General features: G+C 46.5%; 16 protein-coding genes and 1 pseudogene. 12 read left to right on the top strand and 5 right to left on the bottom strand.

Going from position 1 to position 15,111, the window contains the following annotated elements; all coding sequences use genetic code 11:
* The first annotated feature begins 2 nt into the window (after positions 1 to 2).
* Positions 3 to 1,259, top strand: a complete 1,257-nt coding sequence (efeB, locus tag Y79_RS0109810) for an iron uptake transporter deferrochelatase/peroxidase subunit (protein WP_016937511.1) — start codon at positions 3 to 5, stop codon at positions 1,257 to 1,259.
* Positions 1,260 to 1,343: 84 nt separating this feature from the next.
* A complete protein-coding gene (locus Y79_RS0109815; RefSeq protein ID WP_016937512.1) occupies positions 1,344 to 1,946 on the top strand; it encodes a DsbA family oxidoreductase in 603 nt (200 codons plus the stop codon).
* A gap of 22 nt (positions 1,947 to 1,968) precedes the next feature.
* Here the strand turns inward: Y79_RS0109815 and Y79_RS1000000120385 are convergent.
* From Y79_RS1000000120385 to Y79_RS0109830, 3 genes and pseudogenes are all read right to left on the bottom strand, one after another.
* Positions 1,969 to 2,644: pseudogene (locus Y79_RS1000000120385) on the bottom strand (glycosyltransferase family protein).
* Positions 2,644 to 3,324, bottom strand: coding sequence for a class I SAM-dependent methyltransferase (locus tag Y79_RS0109825; protein ID WP_016937513.1), 681 nt, complete (start codon positions 3,322 to 3,324; stop codon positions 2,644 to 2,646). Before Y79_RS0109825 ends, Y79_RS1000000120385 begins: the two are co-directional and overlap by 1 nt.
* Positions 3,325 to 3,516: 192 nt before the next feature.
* Entirely contained in the window at positions 3,517 to 3,678 is a 162-nt protein-coding gene (locus tag Y79_RS0109830) for an anti-repressor SinI family protein (protein ID WP_016937514.1), read from the bottom strand.
* Positions 3,679 to 4,013: 335 nt separating this feature from the next.
* Between Y79_RS0109830 and Y79_RS0109835 the strand changes: the two genes are divergently transcribed.
* The 4 genes from Y79_RS0109835 to galT all read left to right on the top strand — a co-directional run bounded on the left by Y79_RS0109835 (position 4,014) and on the right by galT (position 7,870).
* A complete protein-coding gene (locus Y79_RS0109835; RefSeq protein ID WP_016937515.1) occupies positions 4,014 to 4,637 on the top strand; it encodes a TetR/AcrR family transcriptional regulator in 624 nt (207 codons plus the stop codon).
* Between the two features lie 79 nt (positions 4,638 to 4,716).
* Positions 4,717 to 5,103 (top strand): GtrA family protein, encoded by a 387-nt coding sequence (locus Y79_RS0109840; protein WP_032864817.1) that lies wholly within the window; start codon positions 4,717 to 4,719, stop codon positions 5,101 to 5,103.
* Positions 5,104 to 5,154: 51 nt separating this feature from the next.
* The gene (locus tag Y79_RS0109845) at positions 5,155 to 6,339 is read left to right on the top strand and encodes a galactokinase (protein WP_016937517.1); all 1,185 of its coding nucleotides are present in this window, start codon (positions 5,155 to 5,157) and stop codon (positions 6,337 to 6,339) included.
* Positions 6,329 to 7,870, top strand: coding sequence for a UDP-glucose--hexose-1-phosphate uridylyltransferase (gene galT, locus Y79_RS0109850; protein WP_016937518.1), 1,542 nt, complete (start codon positions 6,329 to 6,331; stop codon positions 7,868 to 7,870). Before Y79_RS0109845 ends, galT begins: the two co-directional genes overlap by 11 nt.
* 16 nt (positions 7,871 to 7,886) lie before the next feature.
* Here the strand turns inward: galT and Y79_RS0109855 are convergent, their stop codons facing one another.
* A complete protein-coding gene (locus tag Y79_RS0109855) occupies positions 7,887 to 8,132 on the bottom strand; it encodes a GlsB/YeaQ/YmgE family stress response membrane protein (protein WP_014419187.1) in 246 nt (81 codons plus the stop codon).
* A gap of 502 nt (positions 8,133 to 8,634) precedes the next feature.
* Here Y79_RS0109855 and qoxA point away from each other — a divergent pair.
* Genes qoxA through qoxD form a run of 4 tightly spaced genes read left to right on the top strand, consistent with a single transcriptional unit; the run spans position 8,635 to position 12,576 of the window.
* Positions 8,635 to 9,600 (top strand): cytochrome aa3 quinol oxidase subunit II, encoded by a 966-nt coding sequence (qoxA, locus tag Y79_RS0109860; RefSeq protein WP_099744992.1) that lies wholly within the window; start codon positions 8,635 to 8,637, stop codon positions 9,598 to 9,600.
* 27 nt (positions 9,601 to 9,627) lie between these two features.
* Positions 9,628 to 11,577, top strand: a complete 1,950-nt coding sequence (qoxB, locus tag Y79_RS0109865; RefSeq protein ID WP_016937520.1) for a cytochrome aa3 quinol oxidase subunit I — start codon at positions 9,628 to 9,630, stop codon at positions 11,575 to 11,577.
* A gap of 14 nt (positions 11,578 to 11,591) precedes the next feature.
* Positions 11,592 to 12,206, top strand: a complete 615-nt coding sequence (gene qoxC / locus Y79_RS0109870) for a cytochrome aa3 quinol oxidase subunit III (RefSeq protein ID WP_003150930.1) — start codon at positions 11,592 to 11,594, stop codon at positions 12,204 to 12,206.
* Position 12,207: 1 nt separating this feature from the next.
* The gene (gene qoxD, locus Y79_RS0109875; protein WP_016937521.1) at positions 12,208 to 12,576 is read left to right on the top strand and encodes a cytochrome aa3 quinol oxidase subunit IV; all 369 of its coding nucleotides are present in this window, start codon (positions 12,208 to 12,210) and stop codon (positions 12,574 to 12,576) included.
* A 43-nt stretch (positions 12,577 to 12,619) separates the two neighbouring features.
* On the opposite strand, the gene ywcE is transcribed toward qoxD, so the two are convergent.
* Positions 12,620 to 12,880 carry a spore morphogenesis/germination protein YwcE gene (gene ywcE, locus Y79_RS0109880; protein ID WP_016937522.1) on the bottom strand — a complete coding sequence of 87 codons (261 nt, stop codon included), beginning with the start codon at positions 12,878 to 12,880 and terminating at the stop codon, positions 12,620 to 12,622.
* A gap of 254 nt (positions 12,881 to 13,134) precedes the next feature.
* Between ywcE and Y79_RS0109885 the strand changes: the two genes are divergently transcribed.
* Positions 13,135 to 13,635, top strand: coding sequence for a GNAT family N-acetyltransferase (locus Y79_RS0109885; RefSeq protein WP_016937523.1), 501 nt, complete (start codon positions 13,135 to 13,137; stop codon positions 13,633 to 13,635).
* A 195-nt stretch (positions 13,636 to 13,830) separates the two neighbouring features.
* On the top strand, positions 13,831 to 15,018 hold the full coding sequence (locus Y79_RS0109890) for an FtsW/RodA/SpoVE family cell cycle protein (protein WP_016937524.1): 1,188 nt from the start codon (positions 13,831 to 13,833) through the stop codon (positions 15,016 to 15,018).
* The last annotated feature ends 93 nt before the right edge of the window (positions 15,019 to 15,111 follow it).

Raw genomic sequence — 15,111 nt, forward strand, 5'->3', positions numbered from 1 at the left:
GCATGAGCGATGAACTAAACAAGGAAAAACAGATCCACAGACGGGATGTCCTGAAGTGGGGCGCCGTAGCGGGCGCCGCCGTCGCTGTGGGAGCGAGCGGCCTCGGAGGACTCGCTCCGCTCTTCAAACCGGCGGCCACCGCTTCAAAGAAGAGTGAAGGAAAAAGTGATAATGATCAAATCGTTCCTTTTTACGGGAAGCACCAAGCGGGAATCACAACGGCGCATCAGACGTATGTGTATTTTGCGGCGCTTGATGTCAAGTCAAGCGACAAAGCTGATGTCATCTCCCTCTTCAGAAATTGGACCAGTCTGACGCAGCTGCTGACCTCAGGCGCCGCTTTGTCAGGCGAGCAAAAAAATAAATATATGCCTCCGCAGGATACCGGTGAGTCGCAGGATCTGGCACCGGCGAATTTAACCGTTACCTTCGGCTTCGGCGCCGGATTTTTTGAAAAAGACGGGAAGGACCGCTTTGGGCTGAAGGATAAAAAACCGAAGCACCTCGCTGACATTCCGCCGATGCCTAACGACAAGCTCGATCAGAAACAAGGCGGCGGTGATATCGTCATTCAGGTCTGTGCGGATAATGAACAAACGGCGTTCCACGCGGTGCGCAATCTGATTAAACAGGCTGTCGGCGTGTGTGAAGTCCGTTTTCTCAATAAAGGTTTCTTAAGCGGCGGGAAAAACGGCGAAACTCCGCGCAATCTTTTCGGATTCAAAGACGGCACCGGCAACCAAAGCACAAAGGATGAAAATCTGATGAATTCAATCGTTTGGGTTCAGTCAGGGGAGCCGGACTGGATGACGGGCGGCACGTACATGGCGTTTAGGAAAATTAAAATGTTTTTAGAAATATGGGACCGTTCATCCTTGAAGGAACAGGAGGACACGTTTGGGCGAGTGAAAAGCTCGGGCGCTCCTTTCGGACAAAAAAAGGAGACTGATCCCGTCAAGCTGAATCAAATTCCCGCCGACTCGCATGTCAGCGTGGCGAAATCAACCGGCAGACAGATTCTGCGGCGAGCGTTTTCTTATACGGACGGAATCGACCCGAAGACGGGCTATGTTGACGCAGGCCTGCTGTTTATCAGCTTTCAAAAAGACCCGGACCGCCAATTTGTCCCGATGCTGAAAGCTTTGGCGGCAAAGGATGCGCTGAATGAATACACACAAACGATCGGCTCTTCTTTATTCGCCTGTCCCGGAGGCTGTAAAAAAGGAGAATACATCGCCCAGAAGCTGCTGGAATCGTGACACCTTCCATATGGAAGGTGTTTTTAAAAAACACTTGTAACTATTTTTGTTACAATATAAAATAAAAAGGAAAGGAGACATACAATGACACTGCAGATTAAAGTATATACTGATTATGTATGTCCGTTTTGCTTTGTCGGCAAAGCGGCGTTTGAAGAAGCAATCAAGGACAAGGACGTACAGGTGGAATGGATGCCGTTTGAATTGCGTCCGAGTCCCTCACCGAAACTTGATCCGGTAAATGATCCCGCAAAGCGGCAGATGTGGAAAAATTCAATTGAACCGATGGCACAGTCTTTAGGCGTTGAGATGACATTCCCCCGCGTATCACCGCATCCCTATACGGATTTGGCGTTTGAAGGTTTTCATTTTGCGAAGGAACATGGGAAAGAAAGCGAATACCATACACGCATTTTTCAGGCATTCTTTCAGGAAGAACAAAATATCGGTTACATAGACGTGCTGACAAAGCTCGCGGAAGAATCCGGACTTGACGGCGTCGCGTTCAAAGAGGCGCTTGAGACAAGAGCGTACAGGGACATGCAGCGGGAAGCGCTCCGCCATGCCTATGAGGAAGCCGGCATTACAGCAGTGCCGACGTTTATCATCGGCGATGAAAGAATCCCGGGCGTTGCGGGAAAGGAAACTTTTGAACAAATCATTGAACGGGAATTGAATAAACGTTAATCCGTAAAAAGCCCTCTTTGCATCAGCAAGAGGGCTTTCCTATATAGTGTTGGACAAATATTTGTCTGTCCGCTTCATACGCCGCGGCGTCAAAGGAGTCACCGCAAAAATGAAGGCACCAAGGGTCTTTCTGGCAGGCGACGCCGACTTGATAGCCGTGTTTTTGAAATTCGAGCGACTGTGATGTGTCATAAAAATGAAAGCCTTGAAACAAATCCTCCCGCCACTCCACGTCATATTGAGAGGCCATTAACAATCCGTCAATGGCGTCAGCGGGCATAAACAGTCCGTCTTCATCACCGTTCTCGAATTCAAGCGGATGGTAAGCATTCCCGCGGTATTCAATCACTTTCCCAATCCGCTGCCCGCTTTCCCGCCAAATGCCGTTCGGCGGAAGCGTTTTGCAGCCCGCGACACCGAGAAGACCGAGCTCACGGTGAGATTGAAAGATATGAAGCATGTCTCGCAGGAAATGCTGATAAATGATAAATGTATCCCGATGCAGATAAATTTTATATTTTGGAAGGGTGTTACAGCGCTTTGTTGTAGGAGGAGGCCATGCTTTCTGAATCGTATATCGGCATGATATCAACGGAATGTGAGAGGGGAACGGTAAGCTTCAGAATATGGTTTTTGCATCGGGAGTAGAGCGACTCGTCATTCACGCAAATGACAAACAGAAATGAATGTGCATCCATTACATGCTCCTCTCGGCCTCAATCACGTATTGATAGGCCGATGCTTCTGTCAGAAAATCATGTCTTATGCCAAGCTGTACGCATACTTCGTGCAATGAGGCGATGGCCCGGTGATAAGAGGGATGATCAACGCGGATCGCCTCAATGCGTTTCACCTCGTAGCCTGCCGCTTTAAATAATAAAAGAGTTTCTTCCCGGGTAAAAAAACGCAGGTGGGTCTGATCCATTAACCCGGCGTCCCTGTAAGTCCATTTGCCGGCTAAAAGCTCCAACACCACTGAGATGTGACCGACATTCGGTATGCATGCAAGCACCGTGCCGTCTTTTTTGACATACGGGCGAAGCTTTTTCAGCACTGACCACGGGTCGACAAGATGCTCCAGAACGTCTCCGAACAGCATACAATCGAATTGTTCTGATTCGTACGGAAGAATGGCGGATTCAATGTCGCCGCAAAGCACATGGCTCAATTTACTTTCCGCCTTTTTTGCTGCTTCAGGAGACGCTTCAATGCCGTAAACCGTTATTCCGCGGTCTTCAATCGCCGCGCCTAAATTGCCCGTGCCGCAGCCGACATCGAGCACTGTCCGCCAGTTTTTGTCTATTTTGTTTAATAAATAAGGATTCAGGCCTTCGTAGTAGCTCTGTTGTTTTTCATCATAATAGGGATTCGTATCCATCCGTGTATCACCTCATAAATGGGCATAATACACAAGATATGCAGCGGGGGGATCTCATATCACCATGTTTGGCTGTTCAGGTAGCGGAATGGGGCGGGAATGGTTGTCCGTTCACGGTTTTGTACTCTGATTCCCCTCTTAAGATGGCAGTGTTCCTTTGAAAACTCGGGTGAAAGGATCCGCCTGTAAATCTTACTGCTGGCGGATGGTGTTTTTCATTGGTGTTTTTTTCTTCACCGCTTTTTCAGTATTTAAGAATCGCCTTACATCGTCAATGTGCAAACCCATGATTCTAGCTTCTTGAATTAACAATTGCCAATCTTGATCTATATTCTTCATTACATGAGTTTTCATAAGAACCTCCAATTGAAAAAATGATTTGCCCAGCTACAGCAGCCAATGTGTAACAAATATCACACATAGTTGGCCGGTAATCCCAAATTGAAGATGAATTCACCTACCTATTCCCTAAAAAAATGACTGAAATAACCAAAATCCTTCAAGAATTCTTACGTATAATAATAAACAAATAAATACTGACTGGATAGTATGTAAATAAAAATAAATCATATGACCTATTAACATTTACCCTTTGATCGTCGACTAGCATATTCTTTTTGTATAAAAAATACCGCAAAAGAATGATTCGGTGTAAGATAAAGTGAATGATCAAACAGCTGGGGTAAAAAATGAAAAAAAACAAATTTCAAATTAAGAGAGAAGAAACATTTGAAAGTTTTATTGACGCAGGCCTTCATCTTCTGATTGACAGAGCTTACGATTCAGTCTCAATCGATGACATCAGTAAAGCGGCGGGTTTCAGCAAAGGCGCGTTTTACGTTCATTTTGAAAGCAAGGAAGATTTTCTGAAGCATTTGTTAGACAGGCGTCAGATTAAAAAAAGGATCATCACGGGCTATCTCGACGAATTAGAAAAGCAAACAGCGCGGCCGTTGACGCTTTGTGAAGCCGCGGCAAGCGCAGCAAGCCTGTTGATGCGGTTTGTAAACAGCAAGCCTGCCTGGAATGTGGTGTCTTTTGCCGTTCATATGCCTACTTACAAAGTCGTCAGTGAATATGAGGCGTATATCCGCCTGTATAAGTTATGGATAGAAGAAAGCACCATGTACATAAATTGGCTCAAATCGAGAAATTTAATAGAAGACCATATAGATACCGAGCATACCGCTAACATGATGTGCGCGCTCATCGACGGGATGATTAAGCAATCCAATGTGCTGGGAAGGCCGGTTGCTTTCCGCAGCATGTTTGACGCGTTCTATGTTTTTGTCAGCGGCAGAAAATCAGGGTAACGTTCTTCTTGATTTGACAAAAGGTTTAGAAAAGTTTTTCAGAAAGCGAGGAACTGCCATGCGTTACAGAGAAATTATGATGTATATCATTATGGGTGTGTTCACGACGATCGTGAACATCGTCAGTTTTTACATTCTGACGGCGGTATTTGAGATGGATTACAAGGCGGCGACCGTCGCCGCTTGGGTTCTGTCAGTTCTATTTGCATATGTCACGAATAAACTGTATGTATTTCAGCAAAAAACCGCGGGGATGCGGAGTCTGATGAAAGAATTGACTGCCTTTTTCAGCGTGCGGGTTTTGTCTCTCGGCATAGATCTCGCGATGATGATTCTTTTGGTCAGTCAATTTCACATGAACGAAACGTTGGCGAAAATCGCCGATAACGTCATCATCGTAGTCGTCAACTATGCTGCCAGCAAGTGGATTGTTTTCAGAAAAGCAAAAGAAGGGGGCGTGTCATAACGGTTTCTTTCCGCGCCTGGGGGGAAAGAGTAACGGTGAAAGGGGATGCGTATGAAACACAAAATAAAGAAAGCGTTTGCGGATGTATTCGGGGAATCGGAAGGCCTGCGTCTTTTCTTTGCGCCCGGCAGAGTGAATCTTATCGGGGAGCACACAGATTATAACGGGGGCTGCGTCTTTCCGTGCGCGCTGACGATCGGTACATATGCAGCCGTCAGAGAAAGAGGGGACAGGCTCGTCAGAATGTACTCTCACAATTTTAAGGAAGCAGGCATAAAAGAATGCAGCCTCGATGATATCCGCTATCAGAAAGAGGACGGGTGGGCCAATTATCCGAAAGGGGTCATGGCGGAATGCCTCCGCAGCGGTTTTTCCCTTCCGCACGGCTTCGATATTGTATTCTGGGGAAATATCCCGAACGGCGCAGGGCTGTCATCATCAGCTTCTATTGAACTTGTCACGGCGGTCATTCTCAAGGAATGTCATGAGCTTGATGCAGATATGCCCGATTTGGTGAAACTGGCTCAAGCGGCGGAAAATTCCTTTATCGGCGTCAGCTGCGGCATTATGGATCAATTCGCCGTCGGGATGGGAAAGAAAGATCATGCGATCCTGCTGAATTGCGGAACGCTCGCCTTTGAATATATTAGACTCGGGATGTCGGGACTGTCGATGGTTATTGCGAATACCAATAAAAAACGGACGCTTGCAGACTCAGGCTATAATACGAGGCTCAAGGAGTGCCGGGAAGCGCTTTATGATCTGCAGAAGCACCTTTCCATTCAGTCGCTGGGGGAGCTGTCTCCCTCCGCTTTTGATTCGCATGCGGAGCTGATTCAGAATGAAGTGAACAGACGCCGGGCGAAACACGCCGTCTATGAAAATCACCGCACCAAAAAGGCAGCCGGCATGTTCAGTAACAATCAGCTTCATCATATCGGTGAATTAATGAGGGATTCGCATCTCTCGTTACGCGATGATTACGAGGTGACAAGTTTTGAGCTGGACACACTGGCTGAAGCGGCCTGGCGCCACGAGGGGGTTGTCGGGTCAAGGATGACGGGAGCCGGTTTCGGAGGCTGTACGGTCAGTATCGTCAAGGATGATGCGGTTTCAGATTTTATTGAAACGGCAGGAGCCTGCTATGAGGAACAGACCGGGGGAAAGGCCGATTTTTATACGGCGGACATCGGAGCCGGAGCGAGAGAACTAAGGGGGGATGACGATGGCGATTGAGCGGCATGTGGAACGTTTAATCCGGTACGGACTGCAAAAAGAGCTGATTTCCTTTCTTGATATTGAATATACAAGAAACCGTTTATATGAAACTTTGCATATCACCCATCCGGCACCATCAGTACGGACGGAAAATGAATCGGAGGCATCTCTGCCGGACATATTGGCCCCGATTTACGAATGGGCGGCAGCAACAGGCCGGATTGCAGCCGATACAGACACATATCGCGATCTGCTGAGTGCGAAGATCATGGGATGCTTTGCCCCGCAGCCGTCTGAGATTGTCCGGCGCTTTGAAGAAACAAAGGCGGTGCACGGGCCGGAGCAGGCGACAAAGGCATTTTACCGATTTTCAGAGGATGTGTATTATATCCGTTCGGACAGAATTCAGCGGAATATCGGGTGGACGGCTGAGACAGCTTACGGAAAGCTGGATATCACGATCAACCTTTCAAAACCTGAAAAAGATCCGAAAGCAATTGCCGCTGCCAAAGAGCAGCCTCAATCCGAGTATCCGAGATGTGTTCTCTGTAAAGAAAACGTCGGGTACGAAGGGAGGCCGGATCACCCCGCCCGTCAAAACCTTCGCGTCATTCCGGTGATTCTCGGCGAGGAGCAGTGGTTTCTGCAATTTTCTCCGTATGTGTATTACCGGGAGCATTGCATCGTATTGAAAGACCGGCACGAACCGATGAAGATCAGCAAAAAAACGTTTGACAGGCTGCTGGCGTTCGTCAGCCAGTACCCTCACTATTTTCTCGGTTCCAATGCTGATTTGCCGATTGTCGGCGGCAGTATTTTAAGCCACGATCATTTTCAGGGCGGCGATCATGAATTTCCCATGGCGCAGGCGGAGACAGAAAGCCGTTACAGGCTGCCTGATTATCCGAAGACGAAGATGGGCATTGTGAAGTGGCCGATGTCGGTCATCCGTCTGCAAAGCGAGAGCGCATCTGAGCTATCTGACGCGGCGGACACCATCCTGCGGGTATGGCGCGGCTATACCGATGAAGCGGCGGATATCCTCGCTTATTCAGGGGAAACACCGCACAATACAATTACGCCGATAGCCCGGCGGAGAAACGGTTTATTCGAATTAGATCTCGTCCTCAGAAATAACCGCACCTCTGATGAACATCCGCTGGGAATTTTTCATCCTCATCAGGAAGTTCATCATCTGAAAAAAGAAAATATCGGACTGATTGAGGTGATGGGGCTGGCGATTCTGCCGGGGCGTCTTGAACAAGAGATGAAACGCACGGCTGAAGCGCTGTGCTCACCGGACCCGGATGCAGCCTTAACGGCCGATCCTTTTGCGGCCAAGCATAAAGATTGGGCGCTCGGCGTGCTGCATAAGCGGAAGGTAACGAAAGAAAACGCGGAACAGATTCTAAAAGAAGAAATCGGCCATGTCTTTGCGCGGATATTGGAGCATGCCGGCGTCTTTAAACAGACAGAAGAAGGCAGAGCGGCTTTCCGGCGGTTTATCGGCCATTTGCACGCTCTGCCTGAAAAAAGCCTCATCCCTTAAGGGACGAGGCTTTTTTTTATCCTCTGCTTCTGGCGATCAGACTGAATAAGAATACCACGATCGCCGCTCCGATGATTGCCGGAATGATGGCAAAGCCGGCAAGGTGCGGGCCCCATGTGCCGAGCAGGCCGTGCCCGATCCATGCGCCGATCAGACCTGCGATCATTGACCCGATAATCCCCCCGGGCATACTTCCTTTTACAAATAAACTTCCGATCCAGCCGATAATAATGGCAACAATCAGAGATACGATAAAACTCATAAATATCACTTCCTATTTTTTATTATTTATGCCTATATGATTCCTTCGTTTTGTCTATATTAAACATAGGAATGTGTTTTTTATAATGAACATATCAAGGCGCGTTCCGGTCTTTTTTTTCCCTATGCGTTGCGTTAAAATGGTAACCGTGTGAAAAGGTGAGAGCAAAGGGAAAAATATTTTCTTTATGGAATGGTTAACAAAATGAAACTTTTTGTTGACCCGCGTTTTTTATTGTGGTAAACCTTTATTTGGTATTATTCATTCTCACTATCTTTTTTCTCTATATATGCTAAATGATCTAAAACTTTTTATGTTTGATTTACGCAAGTGAAAAAAGTTCATGCATTTTTTGACGATTTTGTGACATTAGGGCGAAAAAAAGATGAACTTTAGAAAAAAATAAAGCTAATAAGAGCAGATTTTGATAGCATAACAAGGTAGATAGAGAAAAGATTTTGAGAAAGTACATTTCAGATTCACTACATCAATAGGAAGGATGGTGATCTTCTTGTTCAGAGCATTTAAACCGTTACTTTTATTAGCGATGTTGGCTGTTGTTTTCGTACTGGGCGGATGCAGCGACATTTCCGTGTTAGATCCGAAAGGACCTGTAGCAGACCAGCAAAAAGATCTGATTCTCTTGTCAATCGGATTTATGCTGTTCATTGTCGGCGTCGTATTCGTACTATTTACAATCATTTTAGTGAAATACCGCGACCGCAAAGGCAAAGACAGCGGAAATTACAAGCCTGAGATGCACGGCAACACGTTCTTAGAAGTAGTCTGGACAGTGATCCCAATTTTAATTGTCATTGCACTTTCTGTGCCTACCGTACAGACGATATATTCGTTAGAAAAAGCGCCTGAAGCGACTAAGGATAAAGAACCGCTTGTCGTTTATGCTACTTCGGTAGACTGGAAATGGGTATTCAGCTACCCTGAGCAGGATATTGAGACGGTAAATTACCTGAACATTCCTGTAGACCGTCCGGTATTATTTAAAATTTCTTCAGCAGATTCAATGGCGTCGCTATGGATTCCTCAGCTTGGGGGACAAAAATACGCGATGGCGGGAATGCTGATGGATCAATACTTACAGGCTGACAAAGTGGGAACATATGAAGGCCGCAACGCGAACTTCACCGGCGAACACTTTGCCGACCAGAAATTCAACGTAAAAGCCGTTACGCAAAAAGACTTTAACAGCTGGGTGAAAAAGGCCCAGAGCAATTCTCCAAAGCTGACGAAAGAGAAGTATGACGAACTGATGCTTCCGGAGAATGTCGGTAAATTAACGTTCTCTTCTACACACTTAAAATACGTTGACCACGGCCAAGATGCCGAATATGCGATGGAGGCGCGCAAACGCCTTGGCTACAAAGCCGTATCACCGCACTCTAAAACAGATCCGTGGGAAAATGTAAAGAAAAACGAATTTAAAGCATCCGACGATAAACAAGATTGAAATTGAACAAGAAAGGAGGAAGCCCGAATGAAATTGAGATGGGATGAATTTTTTGTAACAGGTGACCCATTAATTCTGGGCGCACAAGTTTCCATTGCGCTTTCCACTATTGCTATCATCGTTGTACTCACATACTTCAAAAAGTGGAAATGGCTCTGGTCTGAATGGCTTACGTCCGTAGACCATAAGAAACTTGGAATCATGTACATTATCTCTGCTGTTATCATGCTGTTCCGCGGCGGGGTAGACGGCTTGATGATGCGTGCCCAGTTAGCGCTTCCTAATAACAATTTTTTAGACTCAAACCACTATAATGAGATCTTTACGACTCACGGTACGATCATGATTATCTTCATGGCGATGCCGTTTTTAATCGGTCTGATCAACGTTGTCGTACCTTTGCAGATCGGTGCGCGCGACGTAGCATTCCCGTACTTGAACAACCTGAGTTTCTGGACGTTCTTCGTAGGTGCGATGCTATTCAATATTTCTTTCGTTATCGGGGGTTCTCCGAACGCAGGCTGGACGAGTTACATGCCGCTGGCAAGCAACGACATGAGCCCTGGGCCTGGTGAGAACTTCTACCTGCTCGGTCTTCAGATTGCCGGTATCGGTACGCTGATGACGGGTATCAACTTTATGGTGACAATCCTGAAAATGCGTACGAAAGGCATGACGCTGATGCGTATGCCGATGTTCACATGGACGACGCTGATTACAATGGTTATTATCGTATTCGCCTTCCCTGTTCTGACAGTGGCATTGGCGCTCTTATCATTTGACCGTTTGTTCGGCGCTCACTTCTTCACGCTGGAAGCCGGCGGTATGCCGATGCTTTGGGCTAACTTATTCTGGATTTGGGGACACCCTGAAGTTTATATCGTTATCTTACCGGCATTCGGTATTTTCTCTGAAATTATTTCAGCTTTTGCAAGAAAGCAGTTATTCGGTTACAAAGCGATGGTCGGCTCTATTATCGCCATTTCCGTCCTGAGTTTCCTTGTATGGACACACCACTTCTTCACAATGGGGAACAGTGCGTCTGTTAACTCTTTCTTCTCGATTACAACGATGGCGATTTCGGTTCCGACCGGGGTTAAAATCTTTAACTGGCTCTTTACGATGTATAAAGGCCGAATCAGTTTTACAACACCGATGCTGTGGGCGCTTGCGTTCATCCCGAACTTCGTTGTCGGCGGGGTAACAGGGGTTATGCTCGCGATGGCTGCAGCGGATTATCAATACCATAATACGTACTTCCTTGTATCTCACTTCCACTATGTGCTGATCGCGGGTACGGTATTTGCGTGTTTCGCAGGATTTATTTTCTGGTATCCGAAAATGTTCGGCCACAAGCTGAACGAAAGAATCGGAAAATGGTTCTTCTGGATCTTTATGATCGGATTTAATGTATGTTTCTTCCCTCAATACTTCCTGGGGCTGCAAGGTATGCCTCGCCGTATTTACACTTACGGACCGAATGACGGATGGACTACATTAAACTTTATTTCAACTGTCGGAGCCTTCATGATGGGTGTCGGATTCTTAATCCTTTGCTACAACATCTACTACAGCTTCCGCTACTCTACTCGCGAGATCAGCGGAGATTCATGGGGCGTGGGACGTACGCTTGAGTGGGCGACTTCATCTGCGATTCCGCCGCACTACAACTTTGCGGTGCTTCCTGAAGTGAAATCTCAAGATGCGTACCTGCAATTGAAAGAAGACAAAACGGATATTCATCCGGAAAGCAAATTCAAAAAAATCCATATGCCGCACAACTCCGGCAGACCGCTTATTATGTCAGTCGCGTTCGGTTTTGCAGGCTTCGGTCTTGTATTTGAATGGTTCTGGATGGGCATTGTCGGCTTGATCGGCATTCTGCTTTGCATGGTGCTTCGTTCATTTGAATATGACAACGGCTACTATATACCTGTTGAGGAAATAAAAGAGACGGAAAGAAAGATTTCCGAATAAAGGAGGCGTGATTTATGGAACATGCAGAACACGGCAATTCTAACGCGCCTATGGAATATCAATCTGAAACCGGCAGACTCAATATTCTCGGGTTTTGGATCTTTTTAGGGGCAGAGATTGTGTTGTTCTCAACACTATTTGCAACCTTCTTCGTTCTTCAAAGAAGAACAGCAGGAGGGGTCTTACCGGCTGAATTATTTGAAGTTAAGCTTGTCATGATCATGACATTCCTGCTTCTGATCAGCAGTTTCACCTGCGGGATCGCTGTTCATGAAATGCGTCGCGGAAGTTTAAAAGGCGTCGTCATTTGGACGATCATTACGCTTCTTCTCGGCGCGGGCTTCGTCGGATGTGAGCTTAACGAGTTCATCCACTATGTACATGAAGGAGCATCTCTCGGTACAAGTGCTTTCTGGTCTGGATTCTTCGTCCTTCTGGGAACGCACGGAACGCACGTAACGATCGGTATCTTCTGGATTGCCGGCATCTTACTGCAATTGAAGAAACGCGGATTAACGCCGCAGACGTCTTCAAAAATCTTTATCTCAAGTTTATATTGGCACTTCTTAGACGTTGTTTGGATTTTCATCTTTACAGGCGTCTATCTCATCGGATTGGGGGGACTATAATATGGCAAACAAATCTGCTGAACACAGCCACTTTCCGTGGAAGCATATCGTAGGTTTTGCGTTGTCTATTATTCTGACCCTGCTGGCCCTTTGGGTTGCGGTATATACGGAATTAAGTCCATCAGCAAAACTGTGGATCATTTTCGGATTCGCATTTATTCAAGCCGGCCTGCAGCTTCTCATGTTCATGCACATGACAGAAAGCGAAAACGGCGGAATCCAAGTCGGAAACACGCTCTTCGGATTTTTCGGAGCGATTGTCATCATCCTTGGTTCTATCTGGATCTTTGCGGCGCACTACCAACACGGTGACCATATGGATGGAAACCCTCCAGGCGGTGCGAAACAACATTCCGAACATCAGGAATAAAAAGAAACCCTCTTCGTTCAGGCGAAGAGGGTTTTTTGTGCCTTTATCGGCTTCTTCTCCGGCGCAGGTGCGGAAGACCGTAAATGATAAAGGCGGCGATATGGGCAACGATGACGTTGACGGCAAACAGGATGATCATGAGTGTGTGGCCGAGAGGGGATAGACTGCTGGTTGCGTAAAAGTAGAAGAAAACCCACATTAAAATGATTGGCGGTATGGCCGAGAGGGCCACTTTTTTGTTATCCAGCCAGATAAAGAGGGGTGTTGCGCTTGCGACCAGTAAATAAGCAAAAAACATGTCCATCTTACATGTCTCCTTTCATTTTATGGCAACGTTTCCAAAATGAAATACAGAGAATAAAATGTGTCTGTTTTGTGGTCGTTTTTTGAACATTTTGTTACAATTATTATACCATGTTTTCCAATTTTTGATACCGCTTTTTCGAGAAATGTATTGCAACTATTGCCTCATTTTTGGATAGGTACAAGAAACCGGAAAGGTCAAATACCCTGTCACATTTCCGTACAAGGGAATGGCGCAGGATGTGAACCTTTGCTATGGTCAAAGAAAACATGCACAGCAAGGGTGTGGTTGAAGTGCACGTAAGGAAAGAAGATGTAACAGCGCCGGATGTCATTGCGCTTTTGCAGGCGCATCTGAAGAGCATGACCCTGCATTCTCCCCCGGAGAGTATACACGCGCTCAATGCGGACCGCCTGCGCCAGCCTGACGTGACGTTTTGGAGTGCGAGGGAAGAAGATGGCGTCCTGCTCGGCTGCGGCGCCTTAAAGGAGCTGAACAGCCGGCACGGTGAGGTGAAATCAATGAAAACCTCTCCGCAGCATGTCAGAAAAGGCGCGGCCAAACGAATCCTTCACCATATAATTGAAGAAGCAAAGCGAAGAGGCTATCAGCGGATCAGCTTGGAAACCGGTTCTATGGATGCTTTTCTCCCCGCCAGACGCCTGTATGAAAAAACCGGGTTTCAATATTGCGGACCGTTTGCGGACTACAATGAGGATCCGAACAGTTTGTTTATGACTTTAAACATGAGATGAAACCCCCTTTTCTGACGAGAAGGGGGTTTTTTATCGGAAAAGTTTCATCATGACCGAAACATTTCCTTTTCTGACACGTCATATGTCGTGTAGTCCCCAAACCGTAAAAAGAAACAACCTCATCATGTTTTCTTGAACGGTGTTCATGTATAATAAACAATAGTGACTTCCGATGAAAATGTAAGGCGGGATAGAATGAGTCGATATAAGAAACAGCAAAATCCCTATTATCAGGGGGATTTGATTTTTATATTTGGTGTGTTTTTAATAATTAGTGTTGCGGCGATTTATGCGGCCGGACAGTTCGGGCAGTATGGAAGTGATGCCTGGATGAGACAGATCGTCTTTTATGTCATCGGAGCCGGTCTCATGGTCGGTATTATGTATTTTGATTTAGAGCAGCTTGAAAAACTGAGTCTGTACGTATTAATTGCCGGCGTGCTGTCACTGCTTCTTTTGCGTGTCGCACCGGAATCCATCGCCCCGATTAAGAACGGGGCAAAAAGCTGGTTTAAAATCGGAAGCTTTACCCTCCAGCCATCTGAGTTTACGAAAATAGGAATTATGATGATGGTCGCGTCCATTATATCGAAGGCAAGCCCGAAAGATCAAAGATCACTTCGGGAAGATGTGAATCTGCTTTTGAAAATTGCGGCATGGACAGTGATTCCGATCGGACTGATCGTTTTGCAGGATGCCGGAACGGGAGCGATCTGTCTGTTTATCGTTATGGTGATGGTGTTTATGTCGGGTGTGAACTGGAAGCTGATCACCATTATCGGCGGATCAGCCGCCCTTGTTGTCGCCCTTTTCTTAGCGCTCGTAATTGAATTTCCCCATGTGGCGAATTCAATCGGCATTGCGGACTATCAAATTAACCGGATTACATCGTGGATGTCTGATTCAAGCGCGGCTACGACACAGGCAGAGAGTGACAAAAGCTGGCAGGTGGATCAGGCCGTTATGGCGATCGGATCGGGCGGTATTACCGGAAACGGTGTTCATAATCTGAAAGTGTACGTGCCTGAAGGACAGACCGACTTTATCTTTGCGATTTTGGGTGAAAGTTTTGGGTTTTTAGGCTGTGCCATTGCGGTTGTCATGTTTTTCTTTTTAATTTACAGGCTTGTGGTGCTGATTGACCGTCTGCATGCCTTTAACCGATTTGGCGCGTTCTTTTGCGTAGGATTTACTGCACTTATCGTGATCCACACCTTCCAGAACATCGGGATGAATATCGGCATTATGCCGGTTACCGGAATTCCGCTGCTGTTTGTCAGCTATGGAGGGAGCTCGGTGCTATCTACATTGATCAGCTTCGGGATTGTATATAACGCAAGTGTGCAGCTGACGAAATATAAAAGTTATTTGTTCAATTCATAATGTCAGACGGCTCGTTTTTCGGGCTGTCTTTTTTTGTTCAGAGCATTTTGCTTTTGACATGATTCTCTTTGGGATATGATATATAGAGAAGGA

The sequence above is a fragment of the Bacillus siamensis KCTC 13613 genome (genome assembly GCF_000262045.1).
Lineage (GTDB): Bacteria > Bacillota > Bacilli > Bacillales > Bacillaceae > Bacillus > Bacillus siamensis.

What these genes read in the sequence shown, in the direction of transcription:
- efeB (WP_016937511.1), top strand. Translation starts at nt 3, where the DNA reads ATGAGCGATGAACTAAACAAGGAAAAACAGATCCACAGACGGGATGTC.
- Y79_RS0109815 (WP_016937512.1), top strand. Translation starts at nt 1,344, where the DNA reads ATGACACTGCAGATTAAAGTATATACTGATTATGTATGTCCGTTTTGC.
- Y79_RS0109825 (WP_016937513.1), bottom strand. Translation starts at nt 3,324, where the DNA reads ATGGATACGAATCCCTATTATGATGAAAAACAACAGAGCTACTACGAA.
- Y79_RS0109830 (WP_016937514.1), bottom strand. Translation starts at nt 3,678, where the DNA reads ATGAAAACTCATGTAATGAAGAATATAGATCAAGATTGGCAATTGTTA.
- Y79_RS0109835 (WP_016937515.1), top strand. Translation starts at nt 4,014, where the DNA reads ATGAAAAAAAACAAATTTCAAATTAAGAGAGAAGAAACATTTGAAAGT.
- Y79_RS0109840 (WP_032864817.1), top strand. Translation starts at nt 4,717, where the DNA reads ATGTATATCATTATGGGTGTGTTCACGACGATCGTGAACATCGTCAGT.
- Y79_RS0109845 (WP_016937517.1), top strand. Translation starts at nt 5,155, where the DNA reads ATGAAACACAAAATAAAGAAAGCGTTTGCGGATGTATTCGGGGAATCG.
- galT (WP_016937518.1), top strand. Translation starts at nt 6,329, where the DNA reads ATGGCGATTGAGCGGCATGTGGAACGTTTAATCCGGTACGGACTGCAA.
- Y79_RS0109855 (WP_014419187.1), bottom strand. Translation starts at nt 8,132, where the DNA reads ATGAGTTTTATCGTATCTCTGATTGTTGCCATTATTATCGGCTGGATC.
- qoxB (WP_016937520.1), top strand. Translation starts at nt 9,628, where the DNA reads ATGAAATTGAGATGGGATGAATTTTTTGTAACAGGTGACCCATTAATT.
- qoxC (WP_003150930.1), top strand. Translation starts at nt 11,592, where the DNA reads ATGGAACATGCAGAACACGGCAATTCTAACGCGCCTATGGAATATCAA.
- qoxD (WP_016937521.1), top strand. Translation starts at nt 12,208, where the DNA reads ATGGCAAACAAATCTGCTGAACACAGCCACTTTCCGTGGAAGCATATC.
- ywcE (WP_016937522.1), bottom strand. Translation starts at nt 12,880, where the DNA reads ATGGACATGTTTTTTGCTTATTTACTGGTCGCAAGCGCAACACCCCTC.
- Y79_RS0109885 (WP_016937523.1), top strand. Translation starts at nt 13,135, where the DNA reads ATGGTCAAAGAAAACATGCACAGCAAGGGTGTGGTTGAAGTGCACGTA.
- Y79_RS0109890 (WP_016937524.1), top strand. Translation starts at nt 13,831, where the DNA reads ATGAGTCGATATAAGAAACAGCAAAATCCCTATTATCAGGGGGATTTG.